Source organism: Tolypothrix sp. PCC 7712 (genome assembly GCF_025860405.1).
GTDB classification, from domain to species: domain Bacteria; phylum Cyanobacteriota; class Cyanobacteriia; order Cyanobacteriales; family Nostocaceae; genus Aulosira; species Aulosira diplosiphon.
The window spans coordinates 4,306,460-4,324,176 of record NZ_CP063785.1; the positions used below are offsets into that span (position 1 = coordinate 4,306,460).

A 17,717-nucleotide genomic window follows, 5' to 3' on the forward strand; every position below is an offset into this window, starting at 1 on the left:
GAAACGAGAATTGTCGAGTTCTGAGGTGGAAGTTTTGGGTTCCGAACTGCAATTGTCGAGTTATTAAGACTGTGAAATCAGTCAGTAAAGATAATCTTTGTACATCTAACTCACAAAATTGTCCTTAAGTCTCCTGCAAGCTTGAGATTTTGAGATTAACGACGCATAAATTCCGGACTACCTAAGATTAAAGCTGCGTGGAGTTGTCGCGGACTAGAGGCGATCGCACTTTGGGTTTGAGGAGATAAAGAATTACCTAATGTACTCGTGAGTTGTAAGCTATCTATGGGAGATGGTTTGACCTTAGCTACTGGCAGAGTTACTCCTGAGACATTGTTACCTACATTTATCGGAGTTGGTAAACTTGAGAGCGGTAATCTACCACTAGCGATCGCAGTGGCAAAGTTAAGACGGCGAGTCATTGCATCAGGATTCAACCATGCTGTTTCTGTGTTTTTATAGCCATCTGGAGTTGGACAACCATAAACAGGCATATCTAACTGTTGAAGTAAATTAAATATTGGTTTTGTGTTGTTAACTTCCACCCCTGTAGCTCGCACTGCAGAGATAGCATACTGATAGGGTGTTTTAAACTTGGCATTAAAGTTTTTACTGTCCCAAAATTCAGAACTGTGAAATAAAGTATCGAGGACATCGCGAATATTTCCATCAGTAGCAAGATAGCGCTGTGTTAGACGATCTACTAAAGTTGTGGGTGGGCGATCGCTGACAAAATACTGAGCTAGTTCGTAGCTAAGATGACGGGCTGTAGCGGGGCTACGCGCTAAAATATCTAAGGCTTGTTCTCCTTCTGCTTCACCACCGCCTTTAATAGTGGTTTTGAGAAAAACTTTGTCGCTAGAATCGTGGCGTTTGGGGTCAAAGTAAAATCCAAAACTATGACTATTTTGCTGATTGGGACGAGCAATTCCCCAACCCGTCAAAATCTTTGCCAAAGCGATCACATCTTGCTGGGTATAGCCACCATCTACGCCGAGAGTGTGTAATTCCATTAACTCACGGGCATAGTTCTCATTTAAACCCTGAAATCTACCACGAGCGCCAGGGCTATGAGGGGCAGTATTTTGCCAATTATCTAGATAATACAGCATAGCCGGATGATGTGCGGTTGCACCTAACAAGTCACGGAAGCGCCCCAGCGCATAGGGTCTAATGGCTTGCTGTTCGTAGGCTCCTACTAAAAGGCGAGTGCGTCCCTTGGCAGCATCCACATTAAAATGGTTGTACCAAAAGTCCACCATGACTTCTTGCAGTTGTCTAGGACTATTAGTCGCCCGTAATAATCTGGCTTGAATTGCTTCTTGAAGCACACCTCTGGCTTTTTGTTGTGCAGCTTTCTTGATTTCTGGGCTGGATTTTGGCGTGGTTACACCATCAGCCAATAGTTGCATTGGCTTTAAGCTGAGAGTTTTTAGTTGTGCTAGTTGATTTTCCAGACTGGATGATTCCGGGATACTTTCAGGTGAAAGTTGCTCTTTAATATAGCGTTCTACACCAATAGACTCTACCCGTTGCACATCTCCAGGGCGAGGCCCAAAACTCAAGCGGTTAATTATATGTAAAACTTTGGGATCAACAGATTGTGGCGCTGCATTACTAGGCGTAACCCCAACGAGTAAAATTAACAGCGACATCACAAAGAATCTTGGTTTTGCAGTCATAGGACTATTTTTAATTAATTGCAAGATAAAAGAATTGTTATTTTGACTTGTATAAATGTTCAGCAAACTTCTGTCTTTGCTCTACAGTTAAAATCTCGCGAATTGCCAAGGTATTTTCAAACTGAGCATCAGCTAGTTGTTGCTTGAGGACTTTCAGTTGGTTGTATTTTGTTAGCACTTGTTGTTTAGAGGCTGTTCCTGCCAATAAATTGCGTAATTCTTGCTGCGCTTGCTGCACCGCTTGTCTTTTGGGCTTAATTTGACTTTGGGATTGACTCCGAATTTGCTTCATTTGTTGGACTTGTGCAGATGTTAAATTCAACTCCTGAAGCCAACCTGATTGGGGACGACGCGGTTTTGATAAATTTGTAGAATTTTGAGCTAAATTTTCTCCGAAAAATGAACCCCTTGCTTGAGCAAAAGCACTAGCACCACTAAGTGCAATAATTATCGCTGTAATCAGAGACAAACGACGTAAAGACATAGAATTTATCTCCTAAAATTCCCTAAATTAATCAGAACTATAATCTGTAAAATGCCATACGTAACTGCCTGTATGTTCGCTGACTGTACCTTGCCAATTACTGTCAATGAAAGCTTCTAAATTTGCTAGTTCTGCTGCACTTGGTTTAGCCGGTGCTAAAACTTTGTAGCTAACTACAGCAGCTAATAAGGAAGCCGCGATCGCAGGCGGAACTAACCACAGTCTTGGCAAACGGCGTTGAGGTTGGACTGCAAAAGTTTGCACCTGTTGTAATATTTGCTGTTCTAAATCAGGCGTAGCTGGGGGGACTGGCGGACGATGCTGACGCAGAAAATTCACCAGATTTTGCTCATCATCAGGAAATTGGGTCATAGTTGCACTCCTTGTTGTTGCAGAAATTGGCGCATAGCCGCACGAGCATGAAACAGACGAGACTTCACGGTTCCTATGGGAATAGAAAGGATTTCTGCTATCTCTTTTTGTGGCACTTCCTCTAAGTCATGCAACACTAGTATTGTGCGATGGTCAAAACTTAAGTTAATTAACCCTTGTTGCACCAAGTCTTGATAATGCAAAGCCATCAAATCTGGAGCTTCTTGTTGGCTTGGAGTATTTACCGTCAGCGCTTGTAATTGAGTCCGTCTTTTAACTTCCGCTTGTCGCTGATCGCAAGCTAAATTCCAAGCAATGCGATATAGCCAAGTCGAGAATTTTGCTGTTTGGCGAAATTTGGGCAATCCTTTCCAAGCTCTAACAAATACCTCCTGCACTAAATCATCTAGGCTAGATGGTTCACATTGAGACAAAATCGACCTCACCCGTTGCTGATGGCGACGATAAAGTAGCCCGTAGCTTTGGATCTCACCTTGCAAGCACTGCTTTACCAGATCGCTATCAGGTTCGCTTGTGGAGTTGCTGGGAAATTGCCCATTATTTGAAAGCTTGATTGGCACAACTAACACCTGAGGCGCTCTCCTCCATCCGTTTTTAGCTTGTATTTATTAGACCGGATGGTAAAGCAAAAGGTTCAATAACTCGCTGAATCTTTTATTGCTTAACACGAGCAGGTTGATCGCCGTGACCTGGAGCAAGTTTACCAATGGCAAACAAATAACGGTAGAGACTGCTTGGCGCTGGGAATGGGAAAGAGTTCTTAACTATGCAAGTAGTTGAGAGTATTCCTTGCAGGATTTGCCTTAAAGACTTCCAATTTCAAAATGGCACTTTTGTGCCAATAACTTGGTGATTTTTTGCAAACTATTAACGGCTCAGTAAGAGTAAACTATTAAATCCTTGTAATTAGATGACAGGTTGAGCAACATGCAATATTCCAAGTAGCGGCTAGACTATAATCCACAGTACCAACTATGACCAACCTAAAATCAAGTCCTAAACTTCATCCAGATAAATAATGTCTTTTATATTGATATCTATAGTTGGAATTACTGTAATTTCAATTTTACTGTGGTTGCTCGCATCCAACTACAGAACTCAAAGAGCATTAAGGTGGTGGCATAGTAGGCAATTAGCAAGGATGCGTCAGGAAGGAGAAGCTATCCGTAATGGAGTGCTACAAAATACATTTGTTCTGCGTCGGCATTTGGAGTCTCCTTTACCTACTAGTTTTGAGAGTCAGCATAAATTAAACACACACTATTTAGAAAATATCGAAAAATTCCATTATTCCATTAAAGAACTAAGTGACTATTTATATCCTGCTTATGTTGATGAGAGTTTACCTTTAGCAATTCGGCATGTGCTAGATACCTGGAATAAGCGCTTTCCCGGCTTAAATATAGAGTGCGAGCTACCAAATGAATGGCGCGAGGAATCGAGCGATCGCAGTCAAGTAATTTTGATAGGACTAGAGGAATTACTTGTTTGGAGCGTATCGAATAATTCAAATAATTTTTCTCTATTCGTCAGTTTAAGACCACAAGGAAACTGGAACGAATTGATGATTAAATTTATAGATTTAGATGTATCTAAATCTACTTTGACCGCAGCTACTACAGATGATTTACTTCACCTCTGCCGTGCTTTGAAATTTTGGCTATCCGGTAAGTGTTCTCGCTACCGACAACATCAGGCAGAAATTTGGTACTTGCGTTGGTAATGTCTTAAATGAGACTCTAAAAAAGAATAAATTTGGTAATTTGACGCTTTGATTGAAAAATCGTCATTTTCTGTAGCTTATTAGGTGATTAATGATGTCCAAGGCAATTCCCGTAAAAAATTTGACATTTTTGGTGGTTGATGATCAAGAGTTAGCGTTATACGCAACAATCAATGTCTTGAAACCGCAGTATCCAAATGCAGAGATTATCGAAGCTCACACTGCACAAGAAGCACTCAACCTGATAGTAAATAATTTGCCCGACTTGGCTATTGTTGATTTGTCAATGCCAGAGACAGCAGGCGAATCGGCCCGAACTGATGCGGGAATTCAGCTATTGCGGACGTTAATGGAGAAGTATCGCAGTCTCAATATTGTAGTGCAAAGTGCCTATCCTCGCTCTTTAATTCGTTTAAAACCTTTAATTAGCAGTCATGAAGGAGGGTTTACCGTTGCAGATAAAAGTTTATCAATGAAGGAGATGTTAACTAAGGTCGATTGGGCACTTAATGGTGTAATTTATACTCCCAAGGAAATGCGTGTAGTGATAGAGGTAAAACCGGAATGGTTGGAGATGTTGGAGTTGGCTTTTAATAAGGGGTTACAAGATAAGGAGATTGCCAAACAAATGCAGATTGCAGAACGCACAGTCCGTCACTACTGGAAAAATGTTCAGGATGTTTTGGAAGTTTACCCAAATGAAGGTCAAAATCTACGGATTCAAACAGAAATTCGGGCAAGGGAAGAAGGTTTAATAGATTAATTTTTGGCTGCGAATTAAGGTCATTTTATATTCAGAAATATGAGTTTAAGACGTATTGGTGTATTACCGGGAATTGTAGCAATTGGTTTTGTCATAGCAGCACGAATGCTAGGTTCATTGCAATCATTGGAACTGGCTGCATACGATACGTTTATGCGTTTGCGTCCAAATGAACCTATAGATGAAAGAATTTTGATTGTTGGAATTAACGAAGAGGATATTCAAAAATTAAAAAAATATCCAGTTCCCGATGGAGAAATTGCTAAGTTATTACGAACATTACAAAGTTATCAACCTGCTGCGGTTGGGCTAGATATTTATAGAGATATACCTGTTGAACCAGGACATAAGGAATTAGCTAGCGTCTTTAAAGAGATGAAAAATTTGGTTGGTGTGGAAAAGATTTTGCATGATATTGTAAATCCTCCTTTGAATTTACCACAAGATCAAGTAGGATTTGTCGATGCTCCTGTTGATAGAAGCGGTACACAAAGACGTACTTTATTGGCTGCACCAAATCATAAAAATGAATGGCGACTTTCTTTATCGCTTAAATTAGCAGATATTTATTTGAAAACAAAAGGGATTGAATTGAAAGAAGAGGAAACTCCGAGTAAAGAATACATTATGAAGTTTAATTCCACGAAAATTCCGTCATTATTACCAAATTCTGGTAGCTATATTTCTGAGGATAATGGTGGATATCAGACACTAATAAATTTTCGCAGTAATCATAAACCTTTTCGCATAGTTTCCCTTGGAGACATCAACAATCGAAAAGTGAATCATAGTTGGATTCACAATAAAATAGTACTAATTGGTATTACTACTTCTAGTGTCAAGGATTATATTTTTTCTAATACTATAAAAAATCAAGATAATTCATTGATTTACGGCATCGAAATACATGCTCATGTCACTAGTCAACTTATAAGTGCAGTTTTAAACAAAAGACCTTTCATCAACTATTGGAATGAGATTTGGGAATATATTTGGATAATTACTTGGGGATGCTTGAGTATTACCTTAGGGCGAAAATTACGTTCTCCATTAATACTTATTTTTTATGTATTTATCACAATTATTACTTTCATAATAGCGTGTTATTTGTTAATATTTAAAGGCTTGTGGGTTCCATTTGTTCCACCATTTTTGATATTGACTGTTAATGGTTTTGCTACAGTATTAGCAGCAATTGATAGAAATGAAGCAAGTTTACGAGTACAGATTCAGGAACGTCAACTAGTGATTAATACGGTTGAGAAAACATTTAATATTATCCATAATGGCCCACTACAAACTATTGCTCGAATGCTTAGGCAAGCCGAAGATAATCAAGAAATATCTACAGACATATTTTTATCAGAACTGGGTAAACTTAATCAAGAATTGCGAAGTGTTTATAGATTAGTTAAGCAAGAAAGCTTTATGGGGGGCAATCGTTTTTATCTCAATCAACAAAAAGAAGTTGATTTAAAAAAATCTCTTCATGAAGTCCTTAATGAAGTGTATATTGATGTTTTTGATAGAGATTTTCCCTACTTTGCTGCAATTAAATTTAATGTAGTAAGTTTTAAACCTCTTGATGAAAAAAACTTGACTCTCGAACTCAGACATAGTATTTGTCGTTTTCTAGAAGAAGCACTATGTAATGTTGGTAAATACGCGATAAATGCTACGAAGGTAGAGATTATTTGTGATTGCAAGCAGGGGAAAAATATAATAAGAGTTACAGACAACGGTTTAGGACTTGATGGAGTTACTAACTCATCTCATCAAGGATTTGGAACCCAGCAAGCAATGACTTTAGCTAAACAGTTGGGTGGAAAATTTGAACGTGTTGCTAATTCTCCAAAAGGAACAATTTGCCAACTTACTTGGTCATCAAAAAAAATCTGGCTGTGGAAATGGTAGAGGAGTAATAATTCATTCTGGGGATGTCTATCGTAGTATGAATCTCTTGCCTAGTACAATAAGAGATTGATTTAAGATTAACTAATTTTTGTAATTGGCATTTTCATGCCAAAGATGTTGCATTTTCTCGTCATTAATTAGGAAGAAATATCTAATTACTTATAAATGCTTTAGTTGTATTCTATTTAGAAGTACATAATGTGTCATCATTCTTAACTACAAGCCGCGATGAATAAAAATTATTTATCCAAAAAATATTGGATGACTAAACTAGCATTATCTTTGTTTCTCCTATGTTTTTTCTTCCTGACAAGTATAGTATTTGCAAATACTACAAAAGGGCCGACATACCCTACTCGTCCACAAAATCCAACTATCGGAAATGGAAATAGAGGAGGATGTAATGCTGATACAACAGCAACCCTAACAGTCCTTAATTCTATTTATGGAAAAACCGTTTCTACTCAACCAGTATTTTCTTGGTTTGTACCTGATACTCAACCATACCCGATGGAATTGTATCTTTATGAATATAGTGAAAAGGGTAAAGGGAAAGAGATTTTCGAGCAAATTCCTTTACAAAGCAAATCAGGAATTATGAATTATCTTTTTCCAAAAGAGAAGGGTAGTTTATCTATTGGGAAAAAATATATTTGGCAAATAGCGTTTCTGTGTGACAATAAGAACCCAATTAAAAATGTAATTGCAGAAGCAGTTTTTGAGGTTATCAATATTCCAATCAGCTTAAAAATTCAACTCAATCAGGCAAAAAGTAATAGAGAGAGAGCAGAATTATATGCTAAATTTGGTTTTTGGTATGATGCTCTAGCCGAAATAGATGATGACCATAAAAATAGAGAATTTAAATTAAATTTGTTAGAAAAAATCACACAGTCTGAAATCCAAGGAGCAAATAGTTTACAGGGTATTAGCAAGAAAGAACTAGAAGATCAAGCTAAACGACTTCAATTAGTTATCGATGTAGAAAAACAGAAGCGATAATAATTTTTGATTTTTGATTATTCTAGGAAACATTACAGCCAGTTACCAATCATTACAAAAGGAGACCAATACCGTGGATGATTAAATGTGTTGGCATTTTCATCCACAATAAACTTTATTAGTACAGTTTGCAATGCTTTTGCTTTACTAACCTTAGGACTACGAAGTAATTCATCATAAAAACCTACAGCTACTTGTCCTGCGATCCCATCATTAATCATCCAAAGAGAAGCTAAAGCGCTTTTTGCTCCCGCTTGTACTGCAACACCTCCTAATCCTAAAGTAGAACGATTATCTCCTGTGGCTGTTTCACAAGCCGTCAAAGTTAATAATTCTAACAGTTCGGTATTACGAGCAAATCTACGAATTATTTTATCTAATTCGTTGAAGGTAATTTTATTGTTATCTCCCGTAACGATAAAAGTGTCTTCTGGTCTAATACCAAATTGCCCATGAGTTGCTATATGAATAATAGGGTAAGAATCTCTCTTGAGTTCTTCTTCCAAGTTGTCATATGTAAATTTAGGGTCTAACAATTGTTTTCCCGATATCTTCTTTCTAATTTCTTCTACTTCTTCGACTACATTAGAAAGTGCCTTAAATCGTTGACCATTTACCTCAGCTTCTTGGCTTAAACCTAAAGCTAGTACCCGTAAATTTCGACGATTCATTGGTTCTGCTTTAGTCAAAGTCAAACTAGGGATTGTCGCAATGGCATATCGCTGAATTAAAAACTGCTTACCGTCATGAAGTGCTGCCATCGGCACATTTCGTAAAACACCATCTTGGATAAAGACTAAAGTGTCAATATGATTTTCATGATTTTCTTGCTGTAAGAATTTAAATTTGCCAATCATCCAATCGTAAATGTTTTTAGCAAATTTATTATTAAACTCACCTCTGCCTGTTAAATTTTGTATATTAATACGAAATTGATCAATTTCCTTTTCAACTTCTTCACGTTTTTTGGGATACCATCCCAAACTACTTGTACCATCTGGAAGGGTTAAAATTATTGCTGTCTTATCTTCTAAAATAAAGGTACTAATAAAAGCTGTATTCTTCAAATTTTTCTGGGATTCAACAATAAATTTATTTACAAAATTCTCTGCTGAAATATCCTGCAAGTTATTTCTACTTTGATTGAAAGCTGGAAAATTACAATCATCACCAAAATAGTTTTGTAATTCCGCTAATTTTAAAGAATCAATAGTCTTAAGAATAGAACTGAAATCACTTTTATCGTCTTTAGGCTCAATAGATTTACCTGATGCTTCAACTGATGTCTCCAAGCTGAGTTTCATTGCAACTAAATCGCGGTAAATTGGCTCGATACTATCTCGGAAGTCAAATTGAATATCTCGATTTGCTGTTAAAATATCAGCACGGGTGCTTCCTTCTAATGTATTAATTGCTCGCTCGTAAGCTTTAATTGCTTCTTCTGTCTGGTTTTGCGCCTTAAGAATACGTCCAATTTGCCACTCCCACAAATACAAGCTATCTGGAGACTTTGCAGTTTCTGCTGCGACTCTGGCTTTTTCGGTAAATGCGATCGCACTTCCATATTCTTGACGACATTCGTACATATAACCCTTTTCTCCTAATGCAAATGACTCCGCACGACTATCTTTCAGGCTTTGGGCAATATTAATAGCATCATCGAGTAGTTCTTCAGCTTGCTTATCAAAATTTGATGCTATACATTTTCTCGCTGTTGATTTTTGCAAATTGATTAAATTGATGGTCGTATATACTCGTTCTCGATTTCGGGGTAAATCTTTTAAGATATTATTCCCTTGCTCTAATAATTTTTTAATTTCTTGGGAAGGATTAATTTTATTAAGTGTGTTATCAGTATCTAGAATTTCTTTAAATTCTTCTTGTTCTAAAGTTTTGTATAGATGACCTAAGCTTTCTATTGCTTTAATTTCAGATTTTTTATCTGATTGAATTTGAGCATTTGTCAGGCTTTGCTGTAAATGAATATGTGCTTTTTTTATTTCTTCCTTGGCATATTGTTTAAATTTGGAAGTATCATTAAAGCTTCCGACTGGACTCAAAGCACGACGGTAGTTTAATAAAGCTTTTTGTAAATAAGTGTTACCTAGACTATTGTTGAGTGAAGTAAAATAAACAGGATTTTTCTTTTCTTTTTCTTTTGCTTTCTTTAAACCAGATTCAAGATAGTAAATTGCCTTTTCGTAATCGTCTGTTCCTGTTAGTCGATAGGCATCACCTAAAGTACCTAAAATAGCTATTTCTAAACTAGTGTCTTGGGCAAATTGCAAAATACTATTTTTTGTACAGTTCTCATTATTATCTTTTTGTTTCTTCTTGTCCTCATTATTATCATTTTCTTCAGGATTACACAAAAGCGCGATCGCCTTTTTTGGTTGTCCGATACTGCTGTATACTTGCGCTAACTCAGTTGTGGCGCTAGCGATTTTTTCTTCTCTGTGCTGACTGCTTTGAAGTTTTCGATATAAGCTAATAACTTGCTCCCAATTGGTAATTGCTGCTTCTGTGTGACCGATTTGTGGATATGCTCTCGCTAAATTTTCTCGCACAATAGCTTCGCTAACAGGGTTTTGATGGTTTTTGTAGAATTTTAGCGCTTCGTTCCAAAAGTCGATCGCTTGTTGAAAATTTCCTAAACGATAACTATCGATACCTTTTTGAACTAGTTGACTTGAGTTACTATTTTGTGCTGTTGCGACTTCCCCTAGTTGCACCTGTAAATTTGTGGATGATAACTGACCCAACCATAGAGAAAGAGTAAAGCCGATTCCGCAGAATAATGCTATCAATCTATGTTTCTGATATCGGCTTGACACGGGTTAACTCCTGTAGCTGATTGTGGTTTGAAAATTCTGTGCAGAGATAAAATATACACACCTCACAGAAGGCTTTAATTCAATAGACTACCAAAAAGCTTGTCACTAGAAAATCATGAATCCTTAGCTACTGAGTTATCAAAAAAGATGACGTAAGTAAAATTAGATATTCTAGTGTTTTACAGAGTACACACATGATAATCTGAGAAATGGAATCAGTATAAATACAGGTTGAGCGATCGCGCTTTGCTCTAGAGCTTTGAGTCGTGGGAGTGGGGAAAGTGAAAAAACTAGGCAGGGGTAGAAAAGTTAAGCGATCGCATTGTAGTGCAAAAAAAGCATCGCCTACTTCGGTTTTGTTGGGATGCTTGGGTGCGTTAGCGAAGCTTTCCTGGGGAATCGCACAGTTTACCGTTGGAATTGCCGCTTTCATCAGTCCAGCTTTGGCTCAAAGTAACATAGTACCGGATAATACATTGGGTTTTGAGGCTTCTGGGGTAATCTTCAACTTTAACGGCACTCCTAACGAGGTTATTGACGGTGGAGCGCAACGGGGACAGAATTTATTCCACAGTTTCCGAGAGTTTAATGTTGGCGAAAATCGAGGTGCTTATTTCCAGGTTTTCGATCCAAACATTCAGAATATTTTGGCACGGGTAACGGGAAGCAATCGCTCGGAGATTTTAGGTACTTTGGGGACTATTCAAATAATTGATAGCAATTTTTTCCGTACCAACGCCAACTTATTTTTGATGAATCCCAATGGTATTGTGTTTGGGGAAAATGCTCGTCTAGATGTCGATGCTTCGTTTGTGGCGACAACCGCTAACGGGATTCAATTTGGAAATCAAGGAAGTTTTAGTGCGACAAATCCCCAGACACCTGGGGTATTAACTATTAACCCATCGGCTTTGTTTTTTAATCAGATTAATCAAATTGGGACGATAGAAAATCGAGGATTATTACGAGTTCCCAACGGTGCAAGTTTATTACTTGTAGGTGGTGAAGTTCGTTTAGATGGAGGTATTTTAGCGGCGTTTGGTGGAAGGGTAGAGTTAGGTGGATTAGCTGATGCAGGGAGTGTAGGCGTAGATTTTGCTAGCCAAGGATTAAAATTACAATTTCCAGAACTAGGGCAAAAAGCGGATGTTTCTCTGGTTAATACTTCGATAATTGATGTTTCGGCTAACGGTGGTGGAGATATAGCAATCAACGCTCGAAATTTAAATATTTTGACAGATAGCCACATTTTTGCAGGAATTGATGGTGGTTTTGGTTCAGTAAATACTCAGGCTGGTGATATCACTATAAATGCTTCAGATACTGTTAGGATTGAATCTGATAGTTCTATCCGCAGTGATGTTAGTCCAGATGAAACGGGTAATGGCGGCAATATAAACATCAAATCTACCTCGTTGTTTGTACTGGGCGGTTCAAGTTTAATAAGTAGAACCTCTGGAATTGGAAATGCTGGTAACATCAACATAAATGCTCTAGATCGCATTGTATTTAGTGGTGATGACACGACTGTTGATAGTGGTGTGCGGCTAACTGGTAGGGGTAAGGGAGGCAATATTAGCATTTCCACTAATACCTTGGAAATGTTGGATGGCGCTCAATTAATTACTCCTGTACTTGGTGTTGGAGATGGAGGAAATATTGTAATTGAGGCTAGCGATCGCGTTTCTCTCACGGGTAATAAGGCAACAAATTTTAGCAATACAGCCATCTTTAGTAGCTTGGGTGGAAATGATAATTCACAAGCAGAGGGTAAGGGAGGTGATATTCGCATCTCTACCAATATTCTTGAACTATCTAATGATGCCCAAATGAGTTCTAGTACGTTTGGTATTGGCGATGCAGGCAATATCATAATAGAGGCACGCGATCGCGCAACATTTAAGGGTGATGACACCGTTGTTGCTAGTCGTGTGGAACGAACTGGTAGAGGCAAGGGAGGGGATATCCGTATCTCTACTAACATATTGGAATTATTTGATGATGCAACCTTCAATGCTAGTACCCTTAATTTCGGGGATGCAGGCAATATTTTGATTGAAGCAGGAGATAGAGCTTTTTTTGATAATGCATATATTTTCAACAGTGTATGGGGAGCAGCAATGGGAAAGGGTGGAGATATTAGCATTAATACAGGAAACCTTTTTCTCACAAATGGAGCAGCACTCTCTACCATTACATATGGCAAAGGTGACTCAGGAAATATAACGATTGAAGCTAAAGATAACGTCTCTTTGAATAAAGGTGGGTCTTTACTTAGTCAAGTGAGTGAAAATGCTTTAGGCAAGGGAGGAAATATTAATATTTATACTAATTCTCTTTTGTTGAATGCAGTACGATTAAATGCTAGTACATCAGGGACAGGTGATGCAGGAAATATTACTATTGATGCACGAGATACTGTATCAGCAGATACAGCAATTATTTCTAGCAACGTAGAGAAAACAGGCATTGGTAAGGGAGGAGACATTAATATTTCCTCTGCTTCTTTTAGTCTCGTGGATTATGCAATTTTCTTTGCTAGTACTCTAGGAAATGGTAATGCAGGTGACGTTTTAATTAATGCGCGTGAAGCAACTTCAATAGATACAGGGTATATTTTTACCAGTGTTGAAACGGGAGCTTTTGGGGAGGGAGGAGATATTAAAATCTCTACAGATAGGCTTTCTTTGACAAATGGAGGAACTTTAGCATCTAGAACTGATGGAACGGGGAAAGCTGGAAATATTATTCTTGAAGCAAAAAATAACGTTTTGCTAGATGGCATCAACCCTAATGACAAAAATTTCATAACAGCCATTTCTACTAGCGTTGAAGAAAATGGCATTGGGCAAGGGGGGAAAATTCATATTGCCACAGGTACATTTTCTTTAACAAATGGAGCGCAATTAATTGCTGTTACTGGAGGACAAGGTGATGCAGGTAATGTTCAGATTAGCACTTCAGATGCTGTGAATATAGCTGGTAGTACGGCTGCATCTGGTCGTTCTAGCGCAATTTTGACTTTTACTGAGTCTGATAATTCAGGGGGCAATATAACTGTTGACACTTCAGCTTTCCGTATTTCAGAGGGAGCAGTTTTAGATAGTCGCACAACGGCTGCTGGACGTGGGGGTAACATTACCATAAATACTAATTCTTTGGAAGCTATTAGCGGCGGGCAATTGCAGGCAAGTACTGACGGCAGTGGACAAGCAGGTGAAATAACTATCAACGCCAATGCTAACATCACTATTTCAGGTAGTGACCCAATTTTTTCCGAACGTGCAGCTTTAATACCCGAAATTAACTGGCGGTACAATCCCAACAGTGGGTTTTACAATCGCTCCATTGGCTCAGGTATTGCGGGTGACATCGAAGTAAATTCAGCTTCTTTATCTGTATTTAATGGAGGGCAAATTCAAGCTAGTACATTTGGAGAAGGAAAAGCAGGTAACGTGTGGATTAATTCTCGCGATCGCATCACGATGGATGGGGTAAGTGTAAATGAAAATGGGTTATCTCCTAGCGGTATTTTTAGTGAGATATTCAATCCTCAAGTATTGGGTAAAGGTGGCAATATTACAATTGAAACTGACTCACTTAAGCTGACTAATGGCGCTCAATTAAGAGCCTCTACCTGGGGTGTTGGAGATGCAGGCGATATAACTATCAATGCAAAAAATGGAGTATCTATTGCTGGAACTAGTCAGAATGGTAACTTGTTAAGTGGAGTTTTGAGTACTGTTCAATTAGCTGGGCAGGGTAACGGTGGTGATATTAATATTCAAGCAGGCTCATTGTCAGTAACTGGTGGTGCCCAACTTCAGACAGGTACTAGAAATAGAGGTGATGCAGGAAATATCTTTATCAATACTCGCGATTTTGTTTTGTTTGACGGCACAAGCTCAACAGGACAAATTCCTAGTTCCGCCTTTAGTAGTGTAGAACAAGGAGCAGTAGGTAAGGGAGGTAATATTGAGATTAACACAGGTCATCTTTTCGTTGATAATCGCGCACAGTTGATTACAAGTAATAATGGTGGAAAAGGTAACGGTGGAAATATTCGTGTTGATGCAGCATTACTATCTCTTACAGGTAATTCTCAACTCAGAGCTAGTACTCAAGGGGAAGGAGATGCAGGCAATATTTTTATCAGTACCCGCGATCGCACTTCATTGGATGATGGAGCAATTATCTCAAATATTGTTGGAACAGTTTCTAGTCCTGGGCGTTTTGGTAACGGTAAGGGTGGACTAATTCGTATTGATACTGGTTCGCTATCAGTAGCTAATGGCAGTCAGCTTCAAGCTAGTACTTTTGGTACAGGTGATGCTGGTGATATTATTATTAATGCTCATGAGAACATATCCTTTGACGGCTTTATAAGTTTGCAAAATAGCATATTGAATAGTGCAGCTTTCAGTATTATTGCAGACAATAGTACCGGGAATGGAGGTAATATTCGTGTTAATACAGCGTATCTAGCCATTACCAATGGAGGATTATTTAGTACTACAGCTTTTGGGCAAGGTAAGGCAGGTAGCATTAATATTAATGTTGATAAAACTTTAAATCTTACAAATGGTAATATTCTGACTTTCTCCAGACAATCATCAGGAGGAAGTGTTAATGTTAATGCTGAAAATATTCGCTTTTTCGGAGACAGTAACATCTCTACCTCCGTTGTTAGCGGTGCTGGTGGTGGTGGTGATATTAAACTTACGGCAGACTCTATTCTCGCTTTTGGGGACAGTGACATTTTCGCTTTTGCTCAAGATGGGAAAGGCGGTAACATCACCTTTGATACACCAGCTTTCTTTGGACAAAATTATCGTCCCGCAACTCCTGGTACTAATCCACTGACTTTAGAAGAAAATAACCGAGTAGATATCAACGCTAGCGGTGCTGTATCTGGTGTAATTGTCCTACCTGATACAAGTTTCGTACAAAACAACCTTGGCAAACTCCCCCAAACTGCCATCGATACCAATGCCCTCATCGCTAATAGTTGCATAGCCCGCAGAAATCAACAACAAAACGGTTCCTTCTTCATCACCGGTTCCGGTGGTGTACCTGTACGTCCTGGTGATGCTCCGCTTCCTTCCTATTCCACTGGAGATGTGCAACCAATCCCAGCAGAATCAACAACATTACCTACACAAACACGACCCTGGCAAATTGGCGATCGCATTATCGAACCAACTGGAGTATACGAACTGCCAAATGGGAAACTTGTACTTGGTAAAGAATGTTAATTGTATACCCCAACTAAGCCCTAACAATAGTCACAGAACGCCCATTTTTTGTAGTTGTGACTTCAGTTGTTAATCGTTCTTCGATGGGTAAAGCCTTGGCACGTAAATCGAAAATAATTAACCAACCAAAATTTACCCCCAACCTTGCCAAATAGGAATCTAACTGTTCAATACCTGATTCCATTGGTTCTCTTCTTTTATCCCGCCAAGCTTTTAACTCGATTCCTAGAGTAATCTTGCCATATCTCAGACATAAATCCATGCGATCGCGTCCAATGGCATATTCCCTTTCTAGGGTTCCACCCCCATTCACCACCCGATGTAAAAATGCCATTAGTACCAAATGGGGAGCAATCTCATGGTAAGAAGCGCTACCAAGTAACGGTTCCCCATGTTGTCGCCAAAACGCTAAAAATGCCTGTAATAGCTTATCCGTATCTAACTCACCTGACTGAGTTAACCAAGTAGGTGCTATTTGAGGCAAAGAAGCCATCAGTGTTACTGTTAATACTCTAGGTAAAACCTCCCGATAAATTGGATTAGCGATCGCCAGTCCTCCCAAAGCGTGCATTTTACATAAGCCCAGGTCAATGACAAATTGGATATCATCATTTGGCACATCCCCTAGTTCTAAACCTGCAAGTATAGGCTCAATAATTGCCTTAACTCTCGCTTGGGGCAGTCTTTCGGCAAGGGAATCAAGATGGGTATCTTGCCTTTTAATTAGTATTTCTTTGGCTGCGTGAACATGTTCAGGTGTAATTGCTACATTTACATCAGTCACCATCTCTTCGACAATTTCTTTAGCAAGGGCATTTACCAACCAAGGTTGTCCCTGCGTCAAATCAAATGCTGTTGTGATCGCCTCAGGGGTAAAAACTTGTCCCGTGTCTTCGGTATGTTGTTGGTATAATTGTTCAACTTCACTGGTATTAAAATCTCTCAAGGTGAGGGAGCGGACTTTGATATTAAAGGGGCTTGCTGTATTTAATCTATTACTTTCACCAGAAGCAACCTTATAATCTCGCACATCGCGCAAACCGACTAACCCAACAGATAAAGGAAAGTTTTTTGGACGTTCGGGATAACCATCACGTAACTGCCGCAAAATTGAAATTAGGGCTTTATCCTGCAAAGAGTCGATTTCATCAATAAATATTACTAGAGGTCGGGGTGAAGTTTGCGCCCATGCCTGCAAGCTAGCTCGAATCCTTTGTCCTGCATCCTCAAACTTCCAAGCAGGTGGTTGTAATTCTTGGGGTAAACGGATTGCGATCGCATCATTCCACGCACCAAGAATTGCTAATTCGGCTGTTCCAGGATCATCACTAAATGGAGCGCCAACTTCCACAGATACCATGACTGCCGCATAGCTGCCGCTTCCTGTAAGTTGTTTTGCCAAAGCCAGCATTGCCGTGGTTTTACCCGTTTGGCGAGGAGCATGGATGACAAAATAGCTTTCTTGGGCAATTAGTCGCTCCAAAGAAGGCAACCTCACAGTTGGCGGTAGCATGTAGTGAATGTCGGCTTTACAAGGGCCTGCGGTGTTAAACCAACGAGGCATAGGGACTTGATGACTATTGTTGAGATGTCCTTAGTGTAGCGCTTCAAGTTGCAGCTATTTTTAATCGCTTATTTTCTTTTCTGCAATCTACTTACGTGATATT

General features: G+C 38.9%; 11 protein-coding genes. 5 read left to right on the forward strand and 6 right to left on the reverse strand.

The window, feature by feature from the left end; all coding sequences use genetic code 11:
* Positions 1-155: 155 nt before the first annotated feature.
* The 4 genes from HGR01_RS17860 to HGR01_RS17875 are packed head-to-tail and all read right to left on the reverse strand — an operon-like array spanning position 156 to position 3,119.
* Positions 156-1,682: a DUF1800 domain-containing protein gene (locus tag HGR01_RS17860; RefSeq protein ID WP_052335103.1), complete on the reverse strand. Its 1,527-nt coding sequence runs from the start codon at positions 1,680-1,682 to the stop codon at positions 156-158.
* A gap of 37 nt (positions 1,683-1,719) precedes the next feature.
* The gene (locus HGR01_RS17865) at positions 1,720-2,166 is read right to left on the reverse strand and encodes a Spy/CpxP family protein refolding chaperone (RefSeq protein ID WP_045867396.1); all 447 of its coding nucleotides are present in this window, start codon (positions 2,164-2,166) and stop codon (positions 1,720-1,722) included.
* Positions 2,167-2,193: 27 nt separating this feature from the next.
* The gene (locus HGR01_RS17870; RefSeq protein WP_045867397.1) at positions 2,194-2,538 is read right to left on the reverse strand and encodes a hypothetical protein; all 345 of its coding nucleotides are present in this window, start codon (positions 2,536-2,538) and stop codon (positions 2,194-2,196) included.
* Positions 2,535-3,119 (reverse strand): sigma-70 family RNA polymerase sigma factor, encoded by a 585-nt coding sequence (locus HGR01_RS17875; protein WP_235622998.1) that lies wholly within the window; start codon positions 3,117-3,119, stop codon positions 2,535-2,537. The genes HGR01_RS17870 and HGR01_RS17875 overlap by 4 nt, the downstream gene beginning before the upstream one ends.
* A gap of 458 nt (positions 3,120-3,577) precedes the next feature.
* On the opposite strand from HGR01_RS17875, the gene HGR01_RS17880 reads away from it, so the two are divergent.
* The 4 genes from HGR01_RS17880 to HGR01_RS17895 all read left to right on the forward strand — a co-directional run bounded on the left by HGR01_RS17880 (position 3,578) and on the right by HGR01_RS17895 (position 7,961).
* Positions 3,578-4,282 (forward strand): hypothetical protein, encoded by a 705-nt coding sequence (locus HGR01_RS17880; RefSeq protein WP_228045100.1) that lies wholly within the window; start codon positions 3,578-3,580, stop codon positions 4,280-4,282.
* 91 nt (positions 4,283-4,373) lie between these two features.
* Positions 4,374-5,045 (forward strand): response regulator transcription factor, encoded by a 672-nt coding sequence (locus tag HGR01_RS17885; RefSeq protein WP_369792162.1) that lies wholly within the window; start codon positions 4,374-4,376, stop codon positions 5,043-5,045.
* 39 nt (positions 5,046-5,084) lie between these two features.
* Complete coding sequence (locus HGR01_RS17890; protein WP_045867400.1) at positions 5,085-6,959, forward strand: CHASE2 domain-containing protein; 1,875 nt, start codon at positions 5,085-5,087, stop codon at positions 6,957-6,959.
* A 228-nt stretch (positions 6,960-7,187) separates the two neighbouring features.
* Entirely contained in the window at positions 7,188-7,961 is a 774-nt protein-coding gene (locus HGR01_RS17895; RefSeq protein ID WP_081583860.1) for a DUF928 domain-containing protein, read from the forward strand.
* Positions 7,962-7,993: 32 nt separating this feature from the next.
* On the opposite strand, the gene HGR01_RS17900 is transcribed toward HGR01_RS17895, so the two are convergent.
* A complete protein-coding gene (locus tag HGR01_RS17900) occupies positions 7,994-10,795 on the reverse strand; it encodes a CHAT domain-containing protein (protein WP_063749802.1) in 2,802 nt (933 codons plus the stop codon).
* 272 nt (positions 10,796-11,067) lie between these two features.
* On the opposite strand from HGR01_RS17900, the gene HGR01_RS17905 reads away from it, so the two are divergent.
* Positions 11,068-16,050: a filamentous hemagglutinin N-terminal domain-containing protein gene (locus tag HGR01_RS17905; RefSeq protein ID WP_264267042.1), complete on the forward strand. Its 4,983-nt coding sequence runs from the start codon at positions 11,068-11,070 to the stop codon at positions 16,048-16,050.
* 13 nt (positions 16,051-16,063) lie between these two features.
* Here HGR01_RS17905 and HGR01_RS17910 read toward each other — a convergent pair whose 3' ends face one another.
* On the reverse strand, positions 16,064-17,614 hold the full coding sequence (locus tag HGR01_RS17910) for an ATP-binding protein (protein WP_045867404.1): 1,551 nt from the start codon (positions 17,612-17,614) through the stop codon (positions 16,064-16,066).
* Between the last annotated feature and the right edge of the window lie 103 nt (positions 17,615-17,717).